Annotated in this window: 24 protein-coding genes and 1 tRNA gene; 17 read left to right on the forward strand and 8 right to left on the reverse strand. The window is 56.1% G+C overall.

Annotation, left to right across the window (positions count from 1 at the left end; genetic code table 11):
* Positions 1–3: 3 nt before the first annotated feature.
* Positions 4–756, forward strand: a complete 753-nt coding sequence (locus tag ATHL_RS01765; protein WP_162787539.1) for a hypothetical protein — start codon at positions 4–6, stop codon at positions 754–756.
* A 2-nt stretch (positions 757–758) separates the two neighbouring features.
* On the opposite strand, the gene ATHL_RS01770 is transcribed toward ATHL_RS01765, so the two are convergent.
* Positions 759–1,751: an alpha/beta fold hydrolase gene (locus tag ATHL_RS01770; protein ID WP_084001094.1), complete on the reverse strand. Its 993-nt coding sequence runs from the start codon at positions 1,749–1,751 to the stop codon at positions 759–761.
* Positions 1,752–2,011: 260 nt separating this feature from the next.
* Here ATHL_RS01770 and ATHL_RS01775 point away from each other — a divergent pair, with 260 nt between their 5' ends.
* Positions 2,012–3,886 (forward strand): DUF4914 family protein, encoded by a 1,875-nt coding sequence (locus tag ATHL_RS01775; protein ID WP_236822310.1) that lies wholly within the window; start codon positions 2,012–2,014, stop codon positions 3,884–3,886.
* Between the two features lie 81 nt (positions 3,887–3,967).
* On the opposite strand, the gene ATHL_RS01780 is transcribed toward ATHL_RS01775, so the two are convergent.
* Both ATHL_RS01780 and ATHL_RS01790 read right to left on the reverse strand, forming a co-directional pair.
* The gene (locus ATHL_RS01780) at positions 3,968–4,261 is read right to left on the reverse strand and encodes a hypothetical protein (protein WP_062189164.1); all 294 of its coding nucleotides are present in this window, start codon (positions 4,259–4,261) and stop codon (positions 3,968–3,970) included.
* 415 nt (positions 4,262–4,676) lie between these two features.
* Positions 4,677–4,749 (reverse strand) — tRNA-Glu (locus tag ATHL_RS01790).
* Between the two features lie 180 nt (positions 4,750–4,929).
* Here ATHL_RS01790 and ATHL_RS01795 point away from each other — a divergent pair.
* The 4 genes from ATHL_RS01795 to ATHL_RS01810 are packed head-to-tail and all read left to right on the forward strand — an operon-like array spanning position 4,930 to position 8,856.
* Complete coding sequence (locus ATHL_RS01795) at positions 4,930–6,024, forward strand: PIN/TRAM domain-containing protein (RefSeq protein ID WP_062189168.1); 1,095 nt, start codon at positions 4,930–4,932, stop codon at positions 6,022–6,024.
* Between the two features lie 57 nt (positions 6,025–6,081).
* The gene (gene cysS / locus ATHL_RS01800) at positions 6,082–7,485 is read left to right on the forward strand and encodes a cysteine--tRNA ligase (protein WP_062189170.1); all 1,404 of its coding nucleotides are present in this window, start codon (positions 6,082–6,084) and stop codon (positions 7,483–7,485) included.
* Positions 7,482–8,234 carry a 23S rRNA (guanosine(2251)-2'-O)-methyltransferase RlmB gene (gene rlmB, locus ATHL_RS01805; protein WP_062189172.1) on the forward strand — a complete coding sequence of 251 codons (753 nt, stop codon included), beginning with the start codon at positions 7,482–7,484 and terminating at the stop codon, positions 8,232–8,234. Before cysS ends, rlmB begins: the two co-directional genes overlap by 4 nt.
* 34 nt (positions 8,235–8,268) lie before the next feature.
* The gene (locus tag ATHL_RS01810) at positions 8,269–8,856 is read left to right on the forward strand and encodes a PHP-associated domain-containing protein (RefSeq protein ID WP_062189174.1); all 588 of its coding nucleotides are present in this window, start codon (positions 8,269–8,271) and stop codon (positions 8,854–8,856) included.
* A 77-nt stretch (positions 8,857–8,933) separates the two neighbouring features.
* Here ATHL_RS01810 and ATHL_RS01815 read toward each other — a convergent pair whose 3' ends face one another.
* Both ATHL_RS01815 and serS read right to left on the reverse strand, forming a co-directional pair.
* Positions 8,934–9,440, reverse strand: a complete 507-nt coding sequence (locus ATHL_RS01815) for a DUF456 domain-containing protein (RefSeq protein ID WP_062189176.1) — start codon at positions 9,438–9,440, stop codon at positions 8,934–8,936.
* Positions 9,441–9,451: 11 nt separating this feature from the next.
* The gene (serS, locus tag ATHL_RS01820; RefSeq protein ID WP_062189178.1) at positions 9,452–10,723 is read right to left on the reverse strand and encodes a serine--tRNA ligase; all 1,272 of its coding nucleotides are present in this window, start codon (positions 10,721–10,723) and stop codon (positions 9,452–9,454) included.
* Positions 10,724–10,785: 62 nt separating this feature from the next.
* Here serS and ATHL_RS18715 point away from each other — a divergent pair, with 62 nt between their 5' ends.
* Positions 10,786–10,923 carry a hypothetical protein gene (locus ATHL_RS18715; protein WP_162787540.1) on the forward strand — a complete coding sequence of 46 codons (138 nt, stop codon included), beginning with the start codon at positions 10,786–10,788 and terminating at the stop codon, positions 10,921–10,923.
* A 156-nt stretch (positions 10,924–11,079) separates the two neighbouring features.
* Here the strand turns inward: ATHL_RS18715 and ATHL_RS01825 are convergent, their stop codons facing one another.
* A complete protein-coding gene (locus tag ATHL_RS01825) occupies positions 11,080–12,000 on the reverse strand; it encodes a TolB-like translocation protein (RefSeq protein WP_062189179.1) in 921 nt (306 codons plus the stop codon).
* A 124-nt stretch (positions 12,001–12,124) separates the two neighbouring features.
* Here ATHL_RS01825 and ATHL_RS01830 point away from each other — a divergent pair, with 124 nt between their 5' ends.
* Entirely contained in the window at positions 12,125–12,880 is a 756-nt protein-coding gene (locus tag ATHL_RS01830; RefSeq protein ID WP_236822311.1) for a hypothetical protein, read from the forward strand.
* Here ATHL_RS01830 and ATHL_RS01835 read toward each other — a convergent pair.
* The gene (locus ATHL_RS01835) at positions 12,873–13,871 is read right to left on the reverse strand and encodes a prenyltransferase (protein WP_236822312.1); all 999 of its coding nucleotides are present in this window, start codon (positions 13,869–13,871) and stop codon (positions 12,873–12,875) included. The two genes, ATHL_RS01830 and ATHL_RS01835, sit on opposite strands and share 8 nt — an antisense overlap.
* A gap of 144 nt (positions 13,872–14,015) precedes the next feature.
* Between ATHL_RS01835 and ATHL_RS01840 the strand changes: the two genes are divergently transcribed.
* The 9 genes from ATHL_RS01840 (at position 14,016) to ATHL_RS01880 (ending at position 23,720) form a co-directional block, all read left to right on the forward strand.
* Positions 14,016–14,468 carry a GNAT family N-acetyltransferase gene (locus tag ATHL_RS01840; RefSeq protein WP_062189183.1) on the forward strand — a complete coding sequence of 151 codons (453 nt, stop codon included), beginning with the start codon at positions 14,016–14,018 and terminating at the stop codon, positions 14,466–14,468.
* A 124-nt stretch (positions 14,469–14,592) separates the two neighbouring features.
* Entirely contained in the window at positions 14,593–15,636 is a 1,044-nt protein-coding gene (gene hrcA / locus ATHL_RS01845) for a heat-inducible transcriptional repressor HrcA (RefSeq protein WP_062189185.1), read from the forward strand.
* Positions 15,637–15,716: 80 nt separating this feature from the next.
* Positions 15,717–16,337, forward strand: coding sequence for a nucleotide exchange factor GrpE (locus tag ATHL_RS01850; protein WP_062189187.1), 621 nt, complete (start codon positions 15,717–15,719; stop codon positions 16,335–16,337).
* 13 nt (positions 16,338–16,350) lie between these two features.
* Entirely contained in the window at positions 16,351–18,258 is a 1,908-nt protein-coding gene (dnaK, locus tag ATHL_RS01855; RefSeq protein WP_062189189.1) for a molecular chaperone DnaK, read from the forward strand.
* Between the two features lie 69 nt (positions 18,259–18,327).
* Positions 18,328–19,440, forward strand: coding sequence for a molecular chaperone DnaJ (gene dnaJ / locus ATHL_RS01860; RefSeq protein WP_062189191.1), 1,113 nt, complete (start codon positions 18,328–18,330; stop codon positions 19,438–19,440).
* On the forward strand, positions 19,440–20,366 hold the full coding sequence (gene prmA, locus ATHL_RS01865) for a 50S ribosomal protein L11 methyltransferase (RefSeq protein WP_062189193.1): 927 nt from the start codon (positions 19,440–19,442) through the stop codon (positions 20,364–20,366). Before dnaJ ends, prmA begins: the two co-directional genes overlap by 1 nt.
* 39 nt (positions 20,367–20,405) lie before the next feature.
* Positions 20,406–21,839, forward strand: a complete 1,434-nt coding sequence (gene gatB / locus ATHL_RS01870; protein WP_062189195.1) for an Asp-tRNA(Asn)/Glu-tRNA(Gln) amidotransferase subunit GatB — start codon at positions 20,406–20,408, stop codon at positions 21,837–21,839.
* Positions 21,840–22,011: 172 nt separating this feature from the next.
* Entirely contained in the window at positions 22,012–22,557 is a 546-nt protein-coding gene (locus tag ATHL_RS01875; protein WP_162787542.1) for a sigma-70 family RNA polymerase sigma factor, read from the forward strand.
* A complete protein-coding gene (locus tag ATHL_RS01880) occupies positions 22,554–23,720 on the forward strand; it encodes a DUF5667 domain-containing protein (RefSeq protein WP_062189199.1) in 1,167 nt (388 codons plus the stop codon). Before ATHL_RS01875 ends, ATHL_RS01880 begins: the two co-directional genes overlap by 4 nt.
* Here ATHL_RS01880 and ATHL_RS01885 read toward each other — a convergent pair.
* Positions 23,681–24,442 carry a hypothetical protein gene (locus tag ATHL_RS01885; protein WP_062189201.1) on the reverse strand — a complete coding sequence of 254 codons (762 nt, stop codon included), beginning with the start codon at positions 24,440–24,442 and terminating at the stop codon, positions 23,681–23,683. The genes ATHL_RS01880 and ATHL_RS01885 overlap by 40 nt on opposite strands.
* Positions 24,443–24,636: the final 194 nt, after the last annotated feature.

A 24,636-nucleotide genomic window follows, 5' to 3' on the forward strand; every position in this document is an offset into this window, starting at 1 on the left:
TCTGTGTCAACACGGATGCGTTCAGAGGGGAGGCCAACCAAAGGTATCGCGGTGCCATGGGAATTGCGGGTTATCCTCTGGGCCGGGGCCAGCGCGGGAGGAATGCTTGGAGTGTGGCGTGCCTTCACAGCATGGGTGGTTCATTTTCCCTGGGTGCAGATCGCCGGAATGGACCTGGTGTATGGATTCGGGCTGGGGGCAGGTCTGATTGGGGGCATGTGCGCCGTGGCCAGGCTGTTTCCTGTCATTTCATCCAGCCCGAAGGTGCAACATCTGGCGGCTTTGCTCTCTTTTCTGGCGGGAGGGGCCGCTTTTGGGCTGGTGGGAGCTGCATTCTTCTTCGCTATGCCCGGTTTTACCCTTTCTGAGCAGTGGATGGAGCTGGTGGCTACCTTTGAAGCAGGGTTGAGCCTGGCATTGGCGCTCTGGCCATTCCCATTTCAGGGGCGGAGGAGAGATTTTCTACCCCGGAGCTGGCCGTGGCGTATGCTCATCGCAGGGGCCCTGTTTGTTTCACTCCACGGGGGGTTTCTGTTCCTGCATATTTCGAATCAGAGCGCGCTTGTCATCTGGCCAGGGGCGGTATACCAGCAGTGGTCTGGAAAATGGGCAGGAGAGGTTCTCCTGCCGAACGCGTTTAACCGCCTGGCCCTGCTGGATGCATTTGTAAGTGGAGCGTTGCTTTGTTTGGCATTGCTGGTGAGCCTGCGGCTGGCTGCTGGAAACCGGCTGTGGGCTTCACGGCCATTACGCTAGGGTTATCTCCTGGTCAGGGAGTCGAGAAATTCGATCACCAGTGGATTGAAGAGATCAGCCCTTTCGTAGTTGGATACGTGGCCGGCTTCCGGTAACGCTTGAAACCGGGCACCGGGGAGGCGTTCCAGAAGGTCTGGCGCATACGAAATGGGGACAGTACGGTCTTCTTCACCCATCACGAGCAGAATCGGCTTGCCGGTTTTACCCAGACGGGCATATTCTGCCATCGGGTCGATGTCGAAGTGGCGCAGGGTGGAAATGAGAGCACGACGAAACCCGCGATATTGCATCTGGACGCGGTAGTTGGCCTGCCATTCCGGGAGGAGAGCCGGGTTGTAAAAACTATCTTCCTGCCGGGCAAGGATGTATGGTTGAATGTAAACGGTGTAAAGGTACTCACCCACCCCGGGCAGGTTGACCGGAAAGATGGTCTGGGGGGTAATTTGCACCACCTGAGGGTCTACCAGGGTGACGCTGGCCACGCGGTCAGGATATTGATTGGTGAAGGCGGCCACCAGGGCTCCGCCCATTGACAGCCCGACTAGGTGAACCGGTTCCTGAATCTCAAGGGCCTGAAGGAGGCCAGAGATTTGACGCAGGAATAGATCGAGGTTATAGGGGCCGGGGGGACGATCCGAATAACCGCGACCGTACAGGTCAAAGCGAAGCACACGAAATCCAGCCTGAGCCAGTACAGGGGCATTGCGATCCCAGGCGAACATGGGGGCCGAGAACCCGTGAACCAGTACCACCAGGGGGCCCGTGGCCGGGCCGGTGAGTTCGTAATGCACCATGCCATCCGGGAGTTCGATAAAATCACCGGGGGCACTGGCGCGGGTGTTCTCGTCGAGGGGGAACTTTTCCTGATCGTAAGCGGCGTACGCTCCCCAGAGGATGACAACTCCGAGGAGGAAGGCGGCCAGAATGCGCAATTTTCGCGATGGATGGGAAAGCATGAGCTTGATCCTGGGATGAGTATACTCCAGGATGAGCATTCAGGGATGCGGGAGAGGGGCACAGAGATGCACCGATGGAAAAATTGAGATTTTTCATCTATTGACAGCTATTCAGTTAAATAGTATATTTTCACCATGCAATTCCCGAAGCGAGACAACCGGATGAATTTGACTACTCAGCGCCGAGAAATTTCTTTCGCGGGGCAGTCGAGCTACATCCGTTGACCTTAAGAATAAGTCTAAGTGTACTCAAAAGCCCCGCACCCTGGCGGGGATTTCTTTTTATGTGGAGGAGAGGCGTGGACGTGGACTGGTGTATTTTTCATCCCCCTTCATCAGCGGCTGAAGTCCTGGCGGGCAGCCCTCGGGTCATCGCGGTCGGGTCTACAGAAGAACTGCTTGCCCTTTCCTGCGGTGAAAATGGCAACAGTCTGTACGAGGTGGCGTACGATGTGCCCGGAAAGGGACGAGTGGTTGAGGCGGTGGTGGCGCGGGTGCGGAACGGAATCTCGGTGAACTATACCGAGCCGTATATGCGCCGGAGAGATCCCGATTGTCTGGTTGTGGGCGATGCCTTGCCTACCGATAAGGAACGGTTTCGCGATCGGTTCGGGATCGATTTCTCAGTCGTCAGACAGGAAGCCTTTGAATGGCTGAAGTCGCAAGAGCTGGTGATTTTTGGCTTTCAGGCCGGTCGGCCCGGGGTAGGGCTGGATACCCTGGTCATTGCACCGGCCAACGCAGGGTTCTTCGCGCTGGGCCTTGCCTATTTGCAGGGAATCTTACCACTGGATCAAATCCAGGCCGGGTTTAACCCCAAAGCGGTCATCTACACTGCGCCGGTGTTTCGTCACACGCACTTTAATGGAAAGCAGGTGGTGGTACATAACCGCCTTCCTGATTGTTATGAAATGTTCTCTTTCAATCTCTACCCGGGGCCGAGCGCGAAAAAGGGGGTCTATGGAATGCTCATCGACCTGGGTGAGAAGGAAAACTGGGTCACGGCGCACTGCTCGACGGTGCAGGTGGTGACCCCTTACGACAATGTGGTGACGATCATGCATGAGGGTGCCAGCGGCGGCGGGAAAAGCGAAATGCTTGAACAGGCGCATCGTGAACCTGATGGCCGATTGCGCCTGGGTGAGAATATCATTACCGGCGAAGTGCGTCATCTGGTCATCCCGCGCACCTGTGATCTTTACCCGGTAACGGATGACATGGCGCTGTGCCACCCATCCATTCAAAATGGGAACGGGAAGTTAAGTGTGATCGATGCAGAAGATGCCTGGTTCGTGCGTGTGAACCACATCACCAGTTATGGCACTGACCCTTACCTGGAAAAGTTAACCGCTCAGCCAAGCGAGCCGCTTTTATTCCTTAACATCGATGCGGTACCCAATGGACGGGCGTTGATCTGGGAACATACGATGGATGCACCAGGAAAACCCTGCCCCAATCCGCGGGTGGTGGTGCCGCGGCGGGTGATCCCGAACATCATCAATGACCCGGTAACGGTGGATGTGCGGAGTTTTGGGGTGCGCACGCCGCCGTGTACCAAAGAACAACCCAGCTATGGCATTCTTGGTCTGTTCCATGTGTTACCGCCGGCGCTGGCCTGGCTCTGGCGGCTGGTAGCACCGCGGGGGTTCGATAACCCTAGCATTATCGATACGAACGGGTTGAGCAGTGAAGGGGTTGGGTCTTACTGGCCTTTCTCGCCGGGGCGCAGGGTGACTCAGGCCAACCTGCTTCTGGATCAGTTTGTGCGCTTTAAACGCACGCGTCACATTCTCATCCCCAACCAGTATATCGGGGCATGGAAGGTAGGTTTTATGCCCCAGTGGATTGCGCGTGAATACCTGGCAAGGCGAGGAAGCGCACGGTTTAAGAGCGATCAGCTTCGCCCGGCGCGTTGTTCGTTACTGGGTTACACTCTTCACCAGCTGCATGTGGAAGGCAGCCTGATTGCACGCTGGTTCCTTCAGGTGAACACTCAACCTGAAGTGGGCGATGAAGCGTACGATCAGGGAGCTGAAATTCTGTACGGTTTCTTCCGGTCTCAGCTCCAGACCTTCCTGGAGGAAGATCTTCATCCACTGGGGCGGCAAATCATCGAGTGTTGTCTGGAGGGGGGGAGCCTGGAAGACTATGAGAAGCTAATCCCGGTAGAATGATGCTGAAAGCCCGGCTTGATCCTGCCGGGCTTCTTTTTTGTCAATTTACGCGTACATGTGAAAGAGGGCCTCTCCGAATTCTTAAATGATTTCTCTGGCGCGTTCTTTGGCCTGCAGCCAGGCGCGGTAAAGTTCCGGGTGTTCAGGCTGCCCCGGAGGAAGATTCTCAAGCAGGATGGTGACCCAGCGGAGCATCACCAGATGATGATAGCTGGAGATAACCCCATCCGATGGGAGTTGATTAAGGGCGGTGCGAATCAGTTGAATATCGGTGGAATCTTCGAGCTGGCAGAATCGGCGAAGCTCTTTACGGGCAATTTCCACACTTGCAGAGTAGAGGTGTTGAAAAGCCGGGCTTGCGTTTGCTCGTCGCATACTTTCATCATATCATTTTCCACGAAGGGGGGGATGCGCCTGGATGTTGCAATTGAATCACAAAATCAGAAAGCGATTGGTTCCCATTCTGACCCGTTCGTGATGATGCACTTTTCAGAGAATCAGATAGATGGTAACCGGGGAACATTTGAGGAACAGAAAAAACCAGGGGAGGAATTCTGTCTGTGCTCCCACGCGAAGCGCGCAGGGCGGGAGGAATTCGAATCCTCGTTTTGGCCTTTGTACACCTCGATGGTGTGAGAGGGACAAAAAAATTCCCCCAGGGGAGGAATTCTGTCTGTGCCCCCACGCGAAGCGCGCAGGGCGGGAGGAATTCGAATCCTCGTTTTGGCCTTTGTACACCTCGATGGTGTGAGAGGGACAAAAAATTCCCCCAGGGGAGGAATTCTGTCTGTGCCCCCAGAGGAATTCGAATCCTCGTTTTGGCCTTGAGAGGGCCACGTCCTGGGCCGCTAGACGATGGGGGCCAGAAGCGGGGTGATTTTACCACAGCGCCGGGTGGGTGTCAATCAATTTCAGAGAGGCGCGAAGGTGTAGCCGGAGGGAGAGAGATATCCTTTACATTGACTCTCATCGCCAGTAATGCTATCATCCGTTGATACAAGGACTTATCTTGATCTTTAATAATCGAACAGGAGGAATTATTCATGAGTTCCGATTTTATTGCTCGTTTGGTGGGGATGGTGGCCTTCTCCATCGTAGGCGTGTACTGGGGAACCTATCTGGGGCGGCTGGCAAACCAGGCTTCTGGCCCATTTCCTTTCTCGGTGGAACAATACGCCTTCACCATTGGTATGGTTGGGGCACTGGTTGGACTTATTCTGACGCCATTTTTTACCACGCGGCCCATCAAAGCGCTGCGTCTGCAATTATCGAAGCTTTCGGCAAGATCATTATTCGCTTCTCTGGTTGGGTTAACAGTGGGGTTAGTCATCGCCGCATTACTGGCTTTTCCTCTCTCGCTTTTGCCATCTCCGTTGGGCCAGGTGATGCCTTTCATTGGCGTGGTGCTTTTGGGCTACCTGGGTGTGGCCGTGTTCAATATGCGGCAGGATGATCTGTTCGCCCTTTTACAGGGGTTCTCCCGGCCTGCCGGGGGCCTGCCTGTTGGCCCGGCTGAGGGAACTTCACCAAACTGGGCGGAGAGCCGCACTATTTTGCTGGACACCAGCGTCATCATTGATGGACGGATTGCCGATGTTGCCCGGACGGGGTTTCTGCCCGGTTCCTTTTTGATTCCACGATTTGTTCTCAATGAACTGCAATACATCGCTGATTCCTCGGATTCCTTACGCCGGCAGCGTGGCCGACGTGGCCTGGAGGTGCTGGCTCAGTTGCAGCGTGAACCATCCATCCCGGTGCGCATTTCGGATATCGATGTGGAAGGTGTCCGCGAAGTGGATGATAAACTGGTGATTCTGGCGCGTCAGCTGCGTTGCCCTATCCTGACCAATGATTACAATCTGAACCGGGTGGCTGAGTTGCAGGGCGTGACGATTTTAAACATCAATGAACTGGCCAATGCTGTAAAATCAGTACTGTTGCCCGGGGAGATGCTCAGCGTCCGGGTAATTCAGGAAGGGAAAGAAGCCGGGCAGGGCGTTGGTTACCTGGAAGATGGAACGATGGTGGTGGTGGAAGGCGGGCGTGGCTTGATTGACCAGGAAGTCAATGTGCTGGTGACCAAAGTGTTACAGACAGCGGCTGGTAGAATGATCTTTGCCCGCCCTGAAAAAGATTGATCGCTCAGTTTGAGAGAAAATAGACGGTTGGGTGATGCAAAGCAAGGAGCGTTGAGAATGGGAATGAAAATTTACAATACTTTGACTCGAAAAAAAGAGGATTTTGAGACCCTCGAACCGGGAAAGGTGCGCATGTATGTATGCGGACCGACCGTTTACAACAAGGCGCATGTGGGTCATGCCATGTCGGCGCTGGTTTTTGATATTATCCGACGTTATTTAATGTATCGCGGGTATGATGTAACCTTCGTGATGAATTTTACCGATGTGGATGACAAGATCATCCTGCGGGCCAATCAGCTCGGGGTGGATCCTTTCGAACTGGCAGAAGGGTATATTGAGGAATACCGCCGACAGTTGGAGCAGTTGAATGTGCTTCCGGCAACCTTCAACCCGCGCGCTACACAAACCATTCCTCAAATTATTGCAATGGTGCAGGGATTGATCGAAAAGGGATACGCCTACCCTGCGAATGGTGATGTGTACTTTCGGGTGAGGCGCGACGAGGATTATGGCAGGCTTTCTGGCCGCCGCGTCGATGAGATGCAATCGGGTGCGCGGATTGAGATCGGGGAGCATAAGGAAGACCCGCTGGACTTTGCTCTCTGGAAGGCGGCTAAACCTGGCGAGCCCGCATGGGATAGCCCCTGGGGGCCGGGGCGTCCTGGCTGGCACATTGAATGCTCGGCCATGAACCTGACTCACCTGGGGGAACAGATTGACATTCATGGCGGGGGCAACGATTTGATTTTCCCGCACCATGAAAATGAAATTGCTCAGACCGAAAGTTTCACCGGAAAACCCTTCGCCCGTTACTGGGTGCACAACGGGATGCTCCAGCTGGGCGGGGAGAAGATGTCGAAATCTCTGGGAAATCTGGTGACCATTGAAGAATTCCTCCGTGAACACGATGCAGATGTGTTACGGCTGATGGTGCTTAATTCGGGATATCGAAACCCGCTTACTTTCAATGATGAGGTCATCGAGCAGACGGAACGCACCCTGGAGCGGTTAAAATCAGCTCTGCGGCCGGCGCTGCCTGGTGCAAAGGGATTGGACGAGGAAAGCGCCCGCAAACTGACTGCCCAGGCAGAAGAAACTCGTGAGGGATTCATCCGGGCTATGGATGATGATTTCAACAGCGCGGTTGCCCTGAGCCATCTTTTTGAGCTGGTGCGAGCCATTAACCAGGCCCGTACGGCGGGTGCCATCGATGCCGATTTACAGGTTGCACAGGGCGTTTTACGTGAACTGGCCGGGGTGCTCGGCTTACGCCTGCAGGAAAAGACAGAAGAATCGCATGCGGCGGATCCCTTTATTGATCTTCTCGTAGAAGTGCGCACAGAGTTGCGAAAGCAAAAGCTCTGGGCGCTTTCGGATCTGGTACGCGACCGGTTAGCTGCTCTGGGTGTAATCCTGGAAGACAGCAAAGAAGGCACTACCTGGCGGTATCAAAAGTGAAAGAGTGGATTACCGGGAGAAACCCGGTTTTTGAGGTGCTTCGTGCCCGCCGCAGGCAAGCCTTCAGATTGCTGGTGGCGGCTGGAGTTGAAGAGAAGGGCCGCCTGGAGGAGATCCTTCGCCTGGCAACAGCGCGAAAACTGAGCGTGAACCGTGTGCCGCGCCAGCAACTGGACGCCTTGGGTGAGGGACACCAAGGAGTGGCCGTGGAGGTCAGTGGTTACCCGTATGCGGCCATTCAGGATATCCTTAACTTGGCGAAGCAACGGCGAGAAGCGCTCTTTGTATTGGCGCTGGATCTGATCCAGAACCCGCAAAACCTGGGTACCCTGTTAAGAAGCGCCGAAGCTGTGGGGGTGCACGGGGTGATTTTGCCCCTGGCACGTGCGGCCGGGGTAACCCCGGCGGTGGTGCATGCTTCAGCAGGGGCCAGCGAACACCTGCTGGTGGCTCAGGCGAACCTGGCCCAGGCCCTTGCTCTGCTTAAGGAGGAGGCTGATGCCTGGGTCATTGGACTGGAGGGAGGGGCCGGAGCCCGGCCTGTTGAACAGGTGCCTCTGGATGGCCCTCTGGCGCTGGTGGTGGGCAACGAAGGTGAAGGAATGCGATCGCTGGTGCGTAAAACCTGTGATGCCCTGGTAGCCCTGCCCATGATGGGCAAGATCGAGTCGCTCAATGCGGCTGTGGCCGGGTCGATTGTCCTGTACCGGGCTCTGGAAGCCCGGCGGAACAGGTCTGGAGGGGCTTAAGGGTGACATTTCTTGTCTGAAGGGGAGGTAAGAATTGAAGGTCGATTTTCATGTTCATGCCTCAGAACGCTCGGGATGTGCCGTAAGTGGGGAAGAGGAAATGATTCGTGCGGCCCGGGCGGCGGGGTTAGATGCCATTGTGTTTACCGATCATCACCGGCTGGTTTCACCGATGCGGCTGTCGGAGCTGAATGAGCGCTACGCTCCGTTTCGGATTTACGGCGGGGTTGAAATTACCACCCGAGAAGGAGAAGACTGCCTGGTATTCGGGGTGCAGGATCCGCTTTTGGAAAGCACCGAGTGGCCTTACTGCGAACTGATGACCTTTGTAAGGGAGCGGGGTGGTTTTGTGGCGCTGGCTCATCCTTTCCGGTATGCACCGGAAATCAGGGTGGATTTAGAAGCCTGCCCGCCGGATGGTATTGAAGTAAGGTCACGCAATACCCCGCCTGCGCGGGAGGCCGATATTCGAGAAATTGCTCGCAGGTATGGGCTGGTTATGTTATGCAACTCTGATGCCCATAACGTGCAGTCGGTGGGGGAGTACTTCAATGAAGTCTCTGAGCTTTCGGACGGTGACCGACAGCTGGTAGAGCGTTTGCGAACGTTGAAAAACGGGTGAATGGATGGAGAATTCTATCCGGGCAGGCTACCGGAGTGTTATCCCGGTAGCCTGCCATTTTAGTAGAGTGGATATATTTATGAGAGGACGAAAGCCCAGAGAATCCACAACCCGATCATCAGACCGCCCATTCCGGCACGAATGATAACTGCCCAGCCACAGCCCAGTGCCATGCTTTTTGTCGAGTCCAGGGCTTTGCGCCAGTCACGCAGACGGTAGAATTCCACCGCAAAGATGCCGGCAAGGGCAAGGATTAAACCGCCGAAAGGGGGCAACAACAAACTTCCTGCCACGCCGAGGATCAGGGCCACGCCAATGGCCAGCCACGAAGCCCCCTTCTGGCGGGCAGAAGCGCCCATGATGACGTTATCAATCAGGCTTCCGGCGAGCATCAAAAGGGTCATGAGACCCAGAATGATCCACCCGGCGGTATTAAAACCGGAGAGAATGCCATAAACGACACCGGCCAGCCAGATGATCACCAGACCGGGCAAAATGGGAATGACCAGCCCCAACCACCCGACCAGCATAACGGCCAGGGTGACGGTGAGCAGGGTGGCTTTGCCCAGAAGGGGAACGTTCATCTCAAGGTTTCTCAGGGGGTGATGATATCAATTCCACCCATCCATGGGCGGAGCACTTCGGGGACGAGGATCGAGCCGTCGGGCTGCTGGTAGTTCTCCAGCACGGCAATGAGGGTACGGGGCAGGCCCAGTCCCGAACCGTTGAGGGTGTGCACCAGGCGGGTTTTGCCACCTTCTGCCGGGCGATATTTGATATTGGCGCGTCGAGCTTGAAAATCGGTGACGTTGGAGACCGAGCTGACCTCCAGCCATTCGTTGCAACCGGGTGCCCAGACTTCGATGTCGTAGGTGATGGCGGCATTGAATCCCAGATCACCCGTACAGAGCTGTACCACGCGGTAGGGCAGACCCAGTTCGGCGCAGGTTTGTTCGGCATCTGCCAGCATCTTCTCCAGCTCGCGGTCCGATTCTTCGGGGCGGCAATAAATATACATCTCAACCTTGTCAAACTGGTGGCCGCGTTTAATCCCACGCACATCGCGCCCGGCGCTCATCTTCTCGCGGCGGAAGCAGGGGGTGTAGGCTGTGTAGTGAATGGGGAGGGCGGCTTCTTCGAGAATTTCATTCATGAAGAGGCCGGTGAGAGGGACTTCGGCGGTGGGAACCATCCAGAAGTCTTCTTCGGCGTCGTGGTAGAGGTTATCACGGAATTTAGGGAGTTGCCCGGCAGCGAAGAGAGTCTCTTCTTTGACCATAAAGGGCAAATACTGTTCCGTATAACCCTGACGGATGTGCAAATCGAGCATCCAGGCAATGAGTGCCCGTTGAAGACGAGCGCCAGCCCCACTGAGGACGTAAAAGCGTGAGCCGGTAATCTTCACCCCCTGATCGAAATTGATGATCCCCAGGCGAGGGCCAAGATCCCAGTGGGGAAGGGGCGTGAAATCAAAGGTTCGGGGTTGCCCTACGGTACGGATGACCACATTCTCGTGTTCGTCGCGGCCCAGGGGAACCCCGGCTTTAGGTATATTGGGGATCTGAGCAATCTCTGCGGTGAGCGCTTCCTCTACCTGACGCACCTGTTCGTCGAGGGCGGCGATTTCTTCGCCTACCTGGCGCATGGCCTCGATTTTCGCCTGGCGTTCAGCCGGGTCTTTGCTTCGGCCAATTTCTTTCGAGACGGTGTTTCGTTCGGCCTTCAGGGTTTCAACGCGGGTGAGCAGGCGCCGTCGTTCGGCATCCAGTTCCAGAACGCGATCTACTACACTGACATCCATCTGACGGCGGGTGAGGGCATCGCGTACGACTTCGGGGTTTTCTCGAAACAGATTGATGTCTAACATGGCAGCACTCCTTGTATTGAAAGAATCGCCCCCTCTCCGCGCAGGACGAGGGGGCGCCCGTGGTGCCACCTGCTTTCGCCACCCCATGGGGGGGCCTCTTCCTGGCGGTAACGGCGCCAACCGTCTCTCTTATGGCCTGGCCGGGCCTCTGCGAGAGCGACCTGCTCTTTGGAGCAACCGGGGTGGATTTCACCGCCTGAATGTTCGGCTCGCACCAACCGCCGACTCTCTGAAAGGGTGCAGTTACTTGGCCCCGGGCGGGTCTTTACGGGTTAATTATACCAGTACCGCGCGCATCCGGGTTCATTTCATGCGAGGGGAGTTCTGGTTCTTCTTAACCGCAGATCGCACGGCGGTTATTTACATAACGTGTCAAAAATGTAGATTCGGTCATCCGTGCGCACGGCGAGGGTACGGTTATCGTAGGCCCATTTGGTTTCCCGCGGTGTGTCGAGAGCAGTATCCAGAATATATTGCTGTTTCTCGCTGACCAGGAGCACCATGGCGCGATCATCTTCATCAAAATAAGCCACTTTGCTGTTGTCTGGCGACCAGTTGGGCTGGATCATGTACGGGTAGGTTGATTCATCGAACATGACCTCGTGACGGCGCAAATCAAAGCGGTCTCGAACGAGACGTGTGGCTTCACCAAAGGGATTAACCACACCTTCATTGACGTTGATTTCATACGTCTGGTCGCAATCGGGGCCGCAGGCGCTGAGCACACGCAATCGTCGACCCGCCAGCCAGGAAAGGACGGCCTTGGAAGAGCTACCGCCGGGTTCTGTACGGGCGGACTCAGCGGGGAACCAATCGTGCATTTCGCCCCCATCAGGAGAGTACGTCATCACGGTATAAAGGCCATCGGAGGCACGCCAGGCGACGAAAGCCAGCAGGGTGCCATCAGGAGACCACGCCAGGTCACCGAAGACGCGGATGTTCGGTAAAGGAGAAGGCGTGTTTTGAAAATCTGGCCCGCTGACCAACTTGAGCGTTCCGGCAAACCAGTTAGAGCTGGCTCCGGGGGCCACGAAGGCCAGCTCCTCTGAGTCGGGGCGCCAGGCCATTAAATCTCCCTGGGGTTGTTCCACGCGCAGTGGTTCTGCATTTGCCAGCAAGCATGAACGGTCGGCTACGGTAGGGAATTCTCTGGAGGTGGAGGTGGGAAGTGGGGTGAGGGTGGGGCCCGCCTCAACTACTGGCGCCGGTAAACCGGGCACCAGACCACAGGCGGTGGTGAACAAAACGAGACAGAAAAAGGCGATAACGTTTTTCATTGGTTTCTAATTAAACCACATCCGGGGTGGTTTGGCTGGAAGACAATCATCTTCTACATGAACAAACTGGTGTAAGTTCTTCGCTATAATGAAAAGGATCCAAACCATGATCGGTGGAGCCGGGATGATCGACGAAAAGGTGCTTGTGGCAAAAGGGAGTGCCGGTTCAAAGGTGGAACGAACGGGGCCATCTTCCTGGCGGCTACAAATTCCGGCAGGAGAAACCCCCGAATACCGCTGGGCACAGCTGGATAATTACGGAAACCAGCCGCGAAGCCGATTTGCTCTTCGCCCACCTTTCGCTCTGAGTGTGCGGGCGCGGGTCTCGCAGGCTGATCTTCCCGGCACCTGGGGGTTTGGGCTTTGGAACAACCCTTTCACTGTTGAACTGGGTATTGGCGGGGTAACGGCGCGTTTCCCTGCTTTACCCAACGCGGCGTGGTTCTTCCATGCTTCGCCTCCCAATGCTCTCTCGTTTCGGGATGATTTACCGGCGCATGGCTTTTTAATGGCAGTATTTTCCTCTCCATTAATTCCGCCCGGTGTGCTTGCACTGGGTTTACCGTGGCTGCCTTTGCTGGCCTTTCGTCCTGCGGCGCGGTGGATTCGCCGGTGCCTGGGACGGATCATCCGTGAGGATTCCGCCCGCCTTGAGATAGACCCCACTGTATGGCATGAATATCGCCTGGAATTAAAAGAAACTTCCTGCCGGTTCGAAGTGGACGGCAGGAAGATGCTGGAGACAAAGGTTGTACCGCGTGGACGGTTGGGACTGGTGTTATGGATAGATAACCAGTATGCGGCTTTTTCGCAGGATGGCCGGTTGCGCAGCGGGGCTTTACCCAACCCGCAGGCCTGGCTTGAGCTGGAACTCAGGTGAAAATTAACCGGTAGGCAACATCCAGGATCAGCCCGAGGAGGAAAAGCATTCCAAAGCGGCGGTTGTGAACGAATGCCGCGCCGACGAACCAGAGCGGCCAGCTTTCGCGGTATGCTGGAGGCGGCTCTGCAGGGCGGGGGTTAGAGAGCATTTTCCAGGTGCCAGGCAGCAGGGGGAGTGCACCCAGAACCACGAGCATGAAGGGGGTGAAATACCCGGCAATCACCAGACCAATCACGAGCAGATACATTAAGGCGATCATCACCTGAACGCTGATCCGGGCGGCCTTTTCTCCAATGACCACGGGCAGGGTGTGAATGCCTTTGGCTTTATCGGCGTCGAGTTTATCAATGTGTTTACCGTAAATCACGGTGGTGGTTCCGAGGGCGTAAGGGAGGCCGGCCAGCACTACCCGCCAGTCCCACTGGCCGGTAATGATGAAGTAACTTCCTCCGATCATCAGCGGCCCCCAGACGATGATCACAGCGATCTCTCCGAGGCCAATGTATTTAAGCGGCCAGGTATAGAAAAACAGGAAGAATGCCCCGATGGCCAGAAGGAGGAGAGCCAGCCAGCCTCGCATGGCCACCAGGTATCCTCCTGCGGCCAGGGCGATGAGCCCGGTTACAGCAGCATAGGTGAGCAATTCGCGCCGGGTCATCAGGCCGGCTTCAAGGGGCTGGGGACCGTACTGGGTGCGGTAGTAGTTGTCTTTATCAACCCCACGGTTGTAATCGGTGTAATCGTTCAGCAGGTTGTTGAGAGCATGGGCAAACACCAGCCCAATTACTACCAGCAACCAGTAGAGAAAGTTGAAGCGACCCTCGCGTGCGGCGAGCAACCCGCCAATGGTGGCGGAGATAAAGGTCATGATCAGGACAGCGGCGCGGGTGGAGATTAACCAGCGCGAAATGACATCCAGCCGTTTCCATTCTTCCTGATCGACTCTTGGAATGACTTGAAGGGCTTTGATCCACATCCCAATGTTCATCAGAATCTCTCCTTTTGCGGGTTCACGGTTACAGTGCGGCGAATTGTAGCACAAATTGGAGAGGATTCGTAAGATTAAAAGGGGTATTCGGGTACAACACCGGGTGATTTTTTCTTTATTAAAGAAAATGCTATACTTGTGCCCATGCACATCGAAATCGTCGAATCGGTGAATGATGAAGTGGTGGCGGCGTTTGCGCGGTTGATGCCCCAGCTTAACCCCAGTCATTCCCCGCCGGAGCAAAGTGCTCTTGAGGCAATCGTTCGTTCTGAGGCGAGCACCCTGCTTCTTGCCCGCAATGAAGCCGGGGAGGTGGTGGGCACTCTGACGCTGGTGGTTTTCCGCACTCCGGCGGGGGTTCATGCCTGGATTGAAGATGTGGTGGTGGATGAAAAGGAGCGCAGCAGGGGGATTGGAGAGGCTCTGACCCGCCGGGCGATCGAACTGGCCGCCGGGCAGGGGGCAGGGGAGGTCAATCTTACTTCCCGTCCGGAGCGCGAAGCGGCCAACCGGCTGTATCGGCGGCTTGGCTTTCAGTTAAGGCATACGAACCTTTATCGTCTTTCTCTCAGGCAGGCCGATGAATCCGCGGGATGAATATCAGAATTCTATAAGATTATCTTTCCGCCGCTTGACGCCCTTTTTCAGGCATGGTATGATTTGTTACGAGTTGTTAGCACTCTCGAGGTGAGAGTGCTAATTTGCAGATAGGATGCCTGGTATGATCGAACCAACCGAACGGCAGCGTTTTTTACTCGCTCTGGTGGTGCATGAGTATGCCCGCACGGCTGCACCGATTGGTTCGCGGTACCTGGTGGAGCATTACAACCTGGGTATGAGCTCTGCCACGGTGCGTAACGAGCTGGCGGCCCTGACCGAGATGGGATATTTGCGCCAGCCACACACCTCAGCCGGGCGGGTGCCTACTGAAGAAGGGTATCGGTATTTTGTGGGGCGCCTCCTTCAGGAGACTCATCTTCCTGAGACGTTGCGCCATACCATTGCCCATCAGTTTTACCAGATGGGCAATGATGTTGATCAGTGGATGCGCCTGGCGGCATCGGTGCTGGCGCACCAGTCGCGAGCGGCTTCGCTGGTCACGGCGCCGCACCCCGAAAAAGCCCGCCTGAAGCACATTGAATTGATCTCAACCCGCGGACGGCAGGTGTTAATGGTGCTGGTCATTGTGGGGGGAGAAGTCCGACAGCGGCTGATGACTCTCTCTGAGCCAGTTCCACAGGATGTGCTTTCTGCCGCGGCAGATAGCCTCACCCGCCAGTTCCAGGAGATGGACGCTGAAGCCATTCGTCAGGCGCGGGTTGAGTTGAGCGCGCTGGAGCGCGATGTGCTGGACTGGGTCGTTGAAGACCTGGAGCGGGCCGAGTCGCGGATTGCCGGTGAAATTTACCTGGACGGATTGACCAATGTGCTGGCAGAGCCCGAATTTGCCAGCTCTGAAGAGGCACGCCGGGCTTTGCGTGTGCTTGAAGAACGGTCACGTCTGCAGGATTTGCTGGCTCGCACGGTGCTTGCAACCGGTACAGTAGGTGGTGTGCAGGTGTTGATCGGTGGTGAGGGCACATGGGACGAATTGCGGCAGAGCTCGGTCTTGTTAGCCCAATACGGGGTTCCCGGCCTGGCCATTGGCACCCTGGGTGTTCTGGGGCCCATGCGCATGGCCTACGGGCGGACGATCTCTGTGATGCGGTTTCTCTCCGGGTTGCTCAGCGACCTGGTGGCCGAGACTCTGGCCGAAGGCGATTAAACCCAGTGGAACACGGCAGGCGTGAGGATGGGCTTCTCAGGTCGGCCATAAATTTTGGATGGAATTGGTAGGGAAGAACTATGGTAGAACGGAATAATCATCATCCCGAACCGCAGAACAATCCCTCTGATGAACAGGTTACTGCGCCGGGTGCAGAACTTCAGGGGAATGAACCGGCTGGCTCTCAGGAGGGCGCCGGAAAGGAAACACAGCAGGTGGCTGTGGTTCCCATCGAGGAATATGAGGCTATGCAAAAATCGTTGGAAGAAGTAGAAAACCGGGCCAGAGAATATTTTGATGGCTGGCAGCGTGAACGTGCTGATTTTGCCAATTACAAACGGCGTATCGAGCGCGACCAGGCAACCCTCAGTCAGACCATTGCGGCTGAAGTGATCAAAAAATACCTGGTCGTACTGGATGATCTGGATCGGGCGATGAAGATGCGCCCAACCGAAGGGGAGGCCGCTGCCTGGGCGGATGGCATCGAATTGATCTATCGGAAATTGCAAAATATCCTCGAAGCCGAGGGGATCAAACGGATTCCTGCGGAAAACGAAGAGTTCGACCCGATGCGTCACGAGGCGATTTCTTACGAAGAAAGCCCGGATCATCAGAGTGGGCAGATCATTGGGGTCGTTCAAGAAGGTTATATGCTCGGCGACCGGGTGTTGCGCCCGGCACGAGTACGAGTCGCTCGATAGGAGGCATGCTCTCATGGGAAAAATCATAGGTATCGATCTGGGGACGACCAACTCGGTGGCCGCGGTGATGATGGGAGGTGAGCCGGTGGTCATTCCTTCGGCGGAGGGTGAGCGCCTGGTGCCCTCGGTGGTGGCCTACAACAAAAATCATGAACGAATTGTCGGGCGGGCAGCACGCAACCAGGCTATCATCAACCCCGAAAACACCATTTTTTCCATCAAGCGCTTTATGGGGCGCAAGTTCGATGACCCCGAAGTGCAGCGTACTATCAGCCGCGTGCCGTATAAGGTGACCAAAGCACCCAACGGCGATGTGCGCGTGATTCTGGATGGGCGGGAATATTCGCCGCCAGAAGTATCGGCTATGATCCTGGCGAAGCTCAAACAGGATGCTGAAGCCTATCTGGGAGAACCGGTCACCCAGGCAGTCATCACTGTTCCGGCTTACTTTAATGATGCGCAACGTAACGCCACGAAAGATGCTGGCAAGATCGCTGGCCTTGAGGTGTTGAGAATCATCAACGAACCGACCGCTTCTTCGCTGGCCTATGGGCTGGATAAGAAAAAGAACGAGGTCATTGCGGTGTACGATCTGGGGGGCGGCACTTTCGATATTTCGATTCTCGACGTGGGGGAGGGGGTCTTCCAGGTGCGTTCGACCAGTGGTGACACCTTCCTCGGCGGCGATGACTTTGACCAGCGCATCATGGATTACCTGATCTCCGAATTCAAAAAGGAGACTGGCATTGACCTGCGGAATGACCGTCAGGCGCTCCAGCGTCTGAAGGAGGCCTCTGAAAAGGCCAAGATTGAGCTTTCGTCGGTAATGCAGACCGAAATCAACCTGCCCTATATCACGGCAGATGCCACCGGCCCCAAACACCTGGTGATGACCCTGACCCGTGCGCGCCTGGAGCAACTGACGGGTGACCTGATCGAGCGCTCACTTGACCCCGTGCGGCGAGCGTTGAGTGATGCCGGCCTCCAGCCCTCGGATATCGATGAGGTGGTTCTGGTGGGCGGGATGACTCGTATGCCTGCAGTCCAGGAAGCTGTGCGCCGGTTGTTTGGAAAAGAACCTCACAAAGGGGTGAACCCCGATGAGGTGGTGGCGGTAGGTGCGGCGATCCAGGCGGGGGTGCTGGGTGGCGAGGTGAAAGATATCTTGCTGCTCGATGTGACGCCCCTCACCCTTTCGGTAGAGACACTGGGTGGCGTGGCCACGCCATTGATCGAGCGCAACACCACCATCCCTACCCGCAAGAGCCAGATTTTCTCCACAGCTTCTGATGGCCAGACCCAGGTGGAAATTCACGTCGTTCAGGGTGAACGCCCTATGGCGGCAGATAACAAATCGCTGGGGCGCTTTATCCTGGATGGTATTCCACCTGCTCCACGGGGCGTCCCTCAGATCGAGGTGACCTTTGATATTGATGCCAATGGCATCCTCAAGGTGACTGCTCAGGACAAGGCTACCGGCCGCAGTCAGCACATTACCATCACGGCGTCGTCCGGCCTGACCGAGGCAGAAATTGAGAAGATGCGGCGGGAAGCCGAACTGCATGCCGAGGAAGACCGAAAACGGAAAGAACTGATCGAAATCCGGAATAACGCCGATAACACTGCCTATTCTGCCGAGAAACTCTTGCGCGAACATGGTGATAAACTCCCGGCAGATTTAAAGAAGCAGGCCGAAGAGGGTGTGGCGAAACTCCGCGCGGCGCTCAATACCGAGAACGCTGAAGAAATTCGCCGGTTGACCGAAGAGCTGGGGCGCACTATCCAGAAACTGGGTGGGAGCATGTATCAACAGCCAGAAGGGCAGGCAGCCGGTGGAAGTGGCCCGGATGGAGGCTCTTCCCCTGGCGGGAGCGGTGAACCCGGCGACAATGTGGTCGATGGTGAATTTCGAAACGTCTGATACCACTCCATGAATTCCCGATCCCCCTCGCCCCCCGCGAGGGGGATCAAGACTGGTTGATACACATTTATGGCACAGAGAGATTATTACGAGGTACTTGGGGTTCAGCGCAGTGCCGGGCAGGATGAGATTAAATCGGCGTTTCGAAATCTTGCACGGCAATACCATCCGGATGTTAATAAATCGCCGGATGCCGAGGAGCGCTTTAAAGAAATCAACGAGGCCTACGCGGTGCTTTCCGATCCCGAAAAGCGCGCCGCCTACGATCGCTACGGCCATGCGGGGTTAAATGGCATGGGCGGAATGCCCGACTTTTCGACCATGGACTTCTCGGATATTTTCGAGGAGCTATTCGGGTTTGGCATGGGAATGGGCAACCGGCGGTCGCGCAACGCCCCTCGCCGCGGGGCTGACCTGAATTACCCCATCTCTCTGTCGTTTGAGGAAGCCGTCTTTGGGGTTGAGAAAGAGATCGAAATCACCCGGGATGAGGTTTGCTCACGTTGCCGCGGGACAGGAGCCGAGCCGGGCACTTCACCACGCCGCTGCCCGACCTGCGGAGGGCGCGGTGAAGTACGCCAGGTGCGCCAGACGATTCTGGGTTCTATGGTGCAGGTGACCACCTGCCCTACATGCAACGGCGCCGGGGAAAGCATTGAAACCCCCTGCAAGACCTGTCATGGACGCGGGTTGGAGCGCAAAACCATTCGGAAGACGGTTTCGATTCCGGCGGGGATTGATAATGGCCAGCAAATTCGCCTGGCCGGAGAAGGACAGCCCGGGGTAAATGGCGGCCCCAATGGTAACCTCTACCTGGAGGTGCAGGTAAAACCGCATAAGTTCTTCCACCGAAAACAGGATGATATCTGGTTGAACCTGAATATCAACATTGCTCAGGCGGTACTGGGTGCCGAAGTGGAGGTGCCAACCATTGATGGCACGGCGCGGCTTAACATTCCGCCCGGCACGCAACCCGGGAAGGTGTTCACCATTCGTGGAAAAGGGGTGCCGCATCTCCGTTCGAATGGACGGGGAGACCAGCATGTGGTGGTCAACGTAGAAGTGCCTACCCGGCTGACGGCCGAACAGCGCAAGTTGTTTGAGCAACTGGCTCAGACCCTGGGTAGTGAAGTGAAACCCGAAGAGAAAAGTTTTTTTGAACGCTTAAAGGAATTCTTCTAGTGACAGACGCCAAATGGTTGGAAGTTTCGCTGGTGGTAGAACCAGAGCTGGCTGAAGCGGTCTCAGAGACGCTCAGCCGGTTCGTTTCCGGGGGGGTGGTGGTAGAAAGCAACGTGCGGTACAACGACGCCGAAGACGAAGGCACCCCCTACGGGCCGGTCAGAGTATACGGGTATTTGCCGGTGGACGAACAAATTGAAGAAACGCGCCAGAAGGTGGCAGAGGCTTTGTGGTACCTGGGGCGCATTCAACCCCTGCCCGAACCGGCATACCGCCCTATCCAGGATGAAGACTGGATGAGCGCGTGGAAACAACATTACCGACCCATCCCCGTGGGGCGCAGGTTGTTAATTCTACCGGCCTGGTATGAAGTGCCAGAGGGTGAATCGCGCATTCCGGTGAAGATTGATCCGAGCATGGCCTTCGGCACGGGGACGCATCCCACCACCCAGTTGTGCATGGAATTTCTGGAAAGTACCGTCGTGCCGGGGAAACCGGTGATCGATGTGGGCTGTGGCTCAGGGATTCTATCGATTGGCGCGCTTAAGCTGGGGGCAAGTCATGCACTGGCGGTGGATATTGACCGGGCGGCTATCCTTGCTACGCGTGAAAATGCCCGGGCGAATGGGGTGTTCGAACATCTTGAAACAGGCCTCGGCTCAGTGGTGGAAATTCTCAGGGGAGATTTCAGCCTGTGCCAAGCGCCGCTGGTGCTGGCGAACATCCTTGCGCCGGTGATTGTGCGCCTTTTCGAGGCCGGGCTGGCCGAGCTGACTTCGCCGGGCGGGGTGATGGTGCTTTCGGGTATTCTCGATACCCAGGTGGAGCAGGTACTGGAAGCCGCGGAAGGGCGCGGGCTGAAGTTCATCGAAGAGCGGAAAATCAATGACTGGGTGGCGCTTTCTCTGTGCAGGCCGGGCGCATGAGGTATAATCTCCTCTGAATTCACCAATCAGAGGGCATGGATGAGCGAGTACGAAGCAGTCATCGGGCTGGAAACCCACATTCAGCTGAATACCACCACCAAAATTTTTTGTTCCTGTAAAGCCGATTCGTGGAATGAGCCACCCAACACCAACATTTGCCCGGTGTGCACCGGTCAACCGGGGGTGCTGCCGGTCTTGAACCGCGCGGTAGTGGAAAAAGCGGTGGTTCTCGCTCATGCCATGCGGGCGGAAATTCGACCGCTTTCGTTTTTTGATCGAAAAAATTACTTCTACCCTGATCTACCCAAGGGGTATCAGATTTCACAATACGACATGGCCCTGGCTCATGGGGGCGGCATGGATGTTCCCATGCCACAGGGTTATGTGCGGCATGTCAGTATTACGAAATTGCACATCGAAGAAGACGCCGGGAAGACCAAGCACGAGAATGGTCGTCGGCTGATCGATTTTAACCGCTGTGGTGTACCGTTGATTGAAATGGTCACCGGTCCCGACTTGCGAACGGCAGAGGAAGCGGCTCAGTACCTTATCCGGTTACGCCAGCTGTTGCGCTGGCTGGGCATTTCGGAAGCGGATATGGAGAAGGCCCACCTGCGCTGTGACGCAAACGTGTCCATTCGTCCCAGGGGGGCCACTTACCTGAACCCCAAGACGGAAATTAAGAATGTGAATTCCATTGATGCCGTGCGCACGGCGATCCAGACTGAAATTGCCCGGCAGATCCGCGAAGTGGAAAGCGGACGCACCGTAGAGGCCTGGACTCTTGAATGGGATGAGGACAGCCTCACACTGCGGAAGATGCGCTCCAAAGAAACCGAAGCCGATTATCGCTATTTTCGTGAGCCTGACCTTTTGCCCGTACGGATGGATGAAGCCTGGCGCGAGTCGATTCTGGCCGGGTTCCCCGAACTGCCATTACAACGGCGCCAGCGTTTTATGGAGCAATATGGCTTGCCGGAATACGATGCCGAAATTCTCACCAGCGAACGGCAACTTTCCGATTATTATGAGGAAACCGTGCGTGCGTATGGGGGAGACCCGAAAAAAGTTTCAAACTGGTTGATGAATGAGGTGTTACGCATGATCAATGAGCGTGCTTTGCAGCCCGCTCAGATGAAGTTATCGCCGGTTTTTCTGGCGGAAATTGTCAGAATGGTGGACGCCGGCACGATTAATATGACCACAGGCAAGGCCTTGCTTCAAAAAGTAGAAGATTCGGGAATCTCTCCGGCCAGGATTGTGGAAGCTGAAGGGCTGGCCAAAGTCAGTGATGACGCGGCTATTCGGGCGGTATGTGAGCAGGTGCTGGCTGAAAACCCCTGTGAGGTAGAAACCTTCCGGAGCGGCAAGGCAACCCTGATGGGCTGGTTTGTGGGGCAGGTGATGCGGAAAATGCAGGGCAAAGCCGACGCTAACATCGCCAGGGCCATTCTGGAAGAGCTACTCCGATAGCCTGTTCATCCGTCACGCCGGTACGTAACTTTCTGCCGGATAATCCGACTAAACCTGTAGTAAGCCTACGCTCAGGTTAACATCGCTCGACAGAGCGATGAACTCAGGTGATTCAGGGGTAGATCAGGTGTATACTACGCTTTGGTTTTCCAAAGGAAACGAAATTCACCGAATGATGGATGCGGATTCTCTGCTTGCCCGCGCACAGAACCTGGATCACCAGGCGCTGGCAGCGATTCACGAGACGTACTATCCCGCGATTTACCGCTACGTACATTATCGCCTGGACGATGAGGAACTGGTTGAGGATATCGCTGCGGATGTTTTCATGTGTCTGCTGGATAATTTACAGGATGGGCGGCACACTATTCGAGATATCCGGGCGTGGTTGTTTGGCACAGCCAGCCATTTGGTGAACGATGTATTGCGGCGCAAGTATCGGAAACCAGTTGAAAACCTCGAAGATCACGAATATCTTTCCAGCAATGTAACCCCTGAACATGCGGCTGAGTCGCAGGATCAGGCACGAGCAGTCAGGCGTGCCATGCGGCTCCTCACCCCTGAACAACAGCAGGTGCTGGTGCTGCGTTTTTCCATGGAATTTTCTCTGGAAGAGACGGCTCAGGTGATGAATAAGTCGATCGGGGCTATTAAAACGCTTCAATTTCGGGCGCTTGGGGCTTTACGCAGGCATTTGATCCGGGGGGATGAAGAATGATCCGGAATGAAGAGTTGAACCGTGTCTTTGAGGATTGCCTGGCGCGCCTGCAACATGGCGCGTCTCTGGAGGACGTTCTCCAGAAATACCCGGAATGGAAAGCAGAGTTGCGCCCCGTGCTGGAGGCCATGCTGGCGCTCTGGGAAGCACGCGGATCTGATACGGTGCCGGTAGCTGCGATGCGGCGCAGCCGTGAGCATTTGCTCGAAGAAGCCCAGCGCCGCCGCGCGGTGGAGCCGCCGCCGGGTTTCTGGGTGAGGTGGTTTCGAAAAGCGAGTGTTTTCAGTGTACCGGCGGTGGTATTTCTCGTTGTGCTTGGGCTGTTTCTGACGGGATGGGCCTCGGTCAAGGCTTTGCCGGGAGAGGCGCTTTACCCGGTGAAGCTGGCGGCTGAGCAAATTACCCTGAACTTATCGTCCAGCCCGGTTCAACGGATGGAACTGGAAGACGCTTACAACCTGCGGCGCGCTGAGGAAGTGGAAGCTCTGATCCAGCGCAAACGCCAGCAGGAGGTGACGTTCACGGGCTACCTGACTCAGGAAGGCGATCAGACCTGGCGGATCAACGGTATTCCCCTCGATGTTCCCTCTACGCTTGAAGAGGGATTACGCGATCTGGCCGGTTCCTATGTATATGTAAGGGGGACGTCTACCCAGGATGGGCATTTTGTGCTGGAGCGGGCCGATTCCTGGTTTTATACCCTGACGGGAAAAGTACAGGCCGTGCAGGATGGGCGCCTTCAGATGAATGATCTTTGGGTGACCCTGAACCCGGAGGTGGTTGGAAATCAGAGGCTGGAAGTAGGGCAGGAAGTGGTGGTGTCGGTCATCCGACTGGCAGATCGCGGTCTGCTGGCGGTGAAAATTACCCTCAAAACCGGTGGAAATGAGCCAAAGGAGGATCGCTCGGGGCAGGAAGGAGAAGTTGCCACGAAAGTGATCATTCATCCAACGGAGACGGCTACCCCTCAACCTGAGGAAATCAGGCAGACGGAGGACACCCCCATGCCTGATGAAGAGAGACAGCCCACAGCCACTGTGGAAGATTTACGCCGTCATGATGATGGGGGAAAGGCCACCCCTACCTCAGAAAAACGCGGCGATTCAGAATCCTCAGGCAAAGATCACGACAGGACCCCGGAACCTACTCGCACGCCCGATTGAGAGATTTGGGTGAGGGAGAGAGGCAGATAGACCGAACGGTTGCCATGGGGAGTAACCGGCTGGAGCGCCTCAGGCTGATGGATGGCCATCCAGGCTACCTGAGCGGCCATCCAGGCGTTTAATTCGGCGGCGGGCAGTACCTTATCCATGGGTAAGATACCGCGCAGCAGGCGGTAACGGGTAATCTCTTCAAAAAACTCCATGGCATCCGGAACATCCAGGCCCAGGTCTGCCAGCACAAGTTGACGCTGTAAACGCCCCTCAAGGGTGGCGGCACCCAATGGAGGGCGTTCCAGCAGGGCTGAGAAAGCGGCCTCGGCCTGGGTCTCAAGCCATTGTCGTGGGGCGTCCTCTTCGGGAGCAAAGGGGCGAAACCCCAGTTCTTGTAACTGGTCGATCAGTAAGAAGCTGGCACGTAACCAGGAGGGGCATTCAGGTGGAGGATTACGTGGAAAACCGCTCTCGGCTGGCCAGTTCCACTCTTTTTGAAGGAGAAAATCGCCAAGGGCACGGCCCTGTGTGGAGGGCGTCTGTCCTGTACGATGGGGAGGGCTGAAGGCCAGAAGGGTGGTCGATTGGCCGAAGGCAAAGGAAAGCACGTCCACGGCTGTGCCCGAACCTACCGCCAGAAGTTTACGTGATGGGTCGAGACAAAGATACGTAAAAGGGCGGCGTCCCGTGGCTGCATCTACCCCGATGAAAGAGGAAAAGGCGGGCGGCATAAAATCAGTTTAGCGTAAATGCAGGATTTTGGCAACTTGTTTGGAAAAATGGTTTACTTTTCCAGCTTCTGATAGTAAAATGAGTGTGTTGGTCCCACGTTAACAGATGGCTGTTCTGGATGATTGCATTTGCAAGCCCGGGTGCCTTTGGGCGCCGGGGTGACGGTGTGGTCGCTCGCGTAGTACGGTCGGCT

Source organism: Anaerolinea thermolimosa (assembly GCF_001050195.2).
In the GTDB taxonomy this organism is placed as follows: Bacteria; Chloroflexota; Anaerolineae; order Anaerolineales; family Anaerolineaceae; genus Anaerolinea; species Anaerolinea thermolimosa.

Bases quoted from the DNA above. Each gene is read 5' to 3' on its own strand.
- ATHL_RS01850 (WP_062189187.1), top strand. From the start codon at position 15,717: ATGGTAGAACGGAATAATCATCATCCCGAACCGCAGAACAATCCCTCT.
- ATHL_RS01825 (WP_062189179.1), bottom strand. From the start codon at position 12,000: ATGAAAAACGTTATCGCCTTTTTCTGTCTCGTTTTGTTCACCACCGCC.
- cysS (WP_062189170.1), top strand. From the start codon at position 6,082: ATGGGAATGAAAATTTACAATACTTTGACTCGAAAAAAAGAGGATTTT.
- ATHL_RS01815 (WP_062189176.1), bottom strand. From the start codon at position 9,440: ATGAACGTTCCCCTTCTGGGCAAAGCCACCCTGCTCACCGTCACCCTG.
- ATHL_RS01875 (WP_162787542.1), top strand. From the start codon at position 22,012: ATGATGGATGCGGATTCTCTGCTTGCCCGCGCACAGAACCTGGATCAC.
- ATHL_RS01795 (WP_062189168.1), top strand. From the start codon at position 4,930: ATGAGTTCCGATTTTATTGCTCGTTTGGTGGGGATGGTGGCCTTCTCC.
- ATHL_RS01880 (WP_062189199.1), top strand. From the start codon at position 22,554: ATGATCCGGAATGAAGAGTTGAACCGTGTCTTTGAGGATTGCCTGGCG.
- hrcA (WP_062189185.1), top strand. From the start codon at position 14,593: ATGATCGAACCAACCGAACGGCAGCGTTTTTTACTCGCTCTGGTGGTG.
- gatB (WP_062189195.1), top strand. From the start codon at position 20,406: ATGAGCGAGTACGAAGCAGTCATCGGGCTGGAAACCCACATTCAGCTG.
- serS (WP_062189178.1), bottom strand. From the start codon at position 10,723: ATGTTAGACATCAATCTGTTTCGAGAAAACCCCGAAGTCGTACGCGAT.
- ATHL_RS01885 (WP_062189201.1), bottom strand. From the start codon at position 24,442: ATGCCGCCCGCCTTTTCCTCTTTCATCGGGGTAGATGCAGCCACGGGA.
- ATHL_RS01770 (WP_084001094.1), bottom strand. From the start codon at position 1,751: ATGCTCATCCTGGAGTATACTCATCCCAGGATCAAGCTCATGCTTTCC.
- ATHL_RS01780 (WP_062189164.1), bottom strand. From the start codon at position 4,261: ATGCGACGAGCAAACGCAAGCCCGGCTTTTCAACACCTCTACTCTGCA.
- ATHL_RS01835 (WP_236822312.1), bottom strand. From the start codon at position 13,871: ATGAACATTGGGATGTGGATCAAAGCCCTTCAAGTCATTCCAAGAGTC.
- dnaJ (WP_062189191.1), top strand. From the start codon at position 18,328: ATGGCACAGAGAGATTATTACGAGGTACTTGGGGTTCAGCGCAGTGCC.
- dnaK (WP_062189189.1), top strand. From the start codon at position 16,351: ATGGGAAAAATCATAGGTATCGATCTGGGGACGACCAACTCGGTGGCC.
- ATHL_RS01840 (WP_062189183.1), top strand. From the start codon at position 14,016: ATGCACATCGAAATCGTCGAATCGGTGAATGATGAAGTGGTGGCGGCG.
- ATHL_RS01830 (WP_236822311.1), top strand. From the start codon at position 12,125: ATGATCGACGAAAAGGTGCTTGTGGCAAAAGGGAGTGCCGGTTCAAAG.